General features: G+C 75.0%; 1 protein-coding gene. It reads right to left on the bottom strand.

All coding sequences use genetic code 11. The features are described from left to right. Positions 1-537, bottom strand: a 537-nt coding sequence (locus ACXAID_RS28365; protein ID WP_475025469.1) for a phospholipase effector Tle1 domain-containing protein, incomplete at both ends; no start/stop codon positions are given.

Genomic DNA, 537 nt, shown 5'->3' with positions numbered 1-537 from the left:
CCGGCCAGGGCCTCGGCGGCCCCGGGGGCGCGGCGCCGGGCTGAGGGTTTCAGCGCGATCCCGGCCTGCAGTGCGCCGTCGAGGACCCAGTCGAGGGCGATGTCTGCCAACGGTTCGCAGGCATGGCGGCCGCCCGCGACGTCGGCATGGGCGCCGCGGAACCACACCTCGTCGACGTTCGGCAGGGATGCCTCGGCGGGCGGTCGCAGGGGTTGGGCGCGCAGCGGTCCGCTACCGCCGTCGATGGCCAGTGCGTGCCGCACCGCGCGCACGTTGGGCAGCGGGTCCGCAGTTTTCTGCCGGGGCAGTCCGGGAATGGCCGCGGTGTCCCACAGCCCCAGGAACTCGACGTCGACCGACACATCGTCGGCACCTGAGATCTGCGCGGCCAGCTCGCCGATGCGGCGCCAGTCCGCGGGGGTGCGGCGGGTGCGCGGCATGGCGTAGGTCGCGAGCACGTATTCGCGGAACTCGGTGGAGGTCCAGCCCGCAACGTCGGGCCCGCGCAGCACGCCCACGGCGCCGAGCAGCCGGGCC

Source organism: Mycobacterium sp. ABE4_509, from assembly GCF_056160785.1.
The sequence above is the reverse complement of the archived record's forward strand: the minus strand, read 5'-3'. Positions and strand labels throughout refer to the sequence as shown.